Genomic DNA, 389 nt, shown 5'->3' with positions numbered 1-389 from the left:
GCGCTGGAGTTGAGCATCGCCGGGACCACCGACAAGATCACAATCAGCGGGTTCTTCTATAACGACAGCACGGCCAATCCCTTCAACCCGGTGCAGCAGGTGCAATTTGCTGATGGCACTATTTGGAATATGGCCGCTATTACCGCCACGCTGCTGGCTGGCACAGCTGGCGACGACAACATCCGCGGCACATCGGCTGACGATACCTTGACCGGCGGGTTGGGCAACGACACCCTCAACGGCGCGGCTGGTAACGATTTGGTCGATGGCGGCGACGGCAACGATGTGTTGTCCGGTGGTGACGGCAACGACACCCTGCTAGGGGGAGCGGGTAATGACTTTCTCGACGGTGGCGCGGGCAACGACGTGCTGGATGGTGGCACCGGCAA

1 protein-coding gene is annotated in these 389 nt (G+C 60.9%); it reads left to right on the top strand.

Annotated features, from left to right (window positions below):
* On the top strand, window positions 1–389 hold a 389-nt coding region (locus UCMB321_RS28285), incomplete at both ends, for a calcium-binding protein (RefSeq protein ID WP_040071996.1).

It is taken from the genome of Pseudomonas batumici, from assembly GCF_000820515.1.
GTDB classification, from domain to species: domain Bacteria; phylum Pseudomonadota; class Gammaproteobacteria; order Pseudomonadales; family Pseudomonadaceae; genus Aquipseudomonas; species Aquipseudomonas batumici.
Note: the sequence above shows the minus strand (reverse complement) of the source record. Positions and strands in the feature narration are given on the sequence as shown.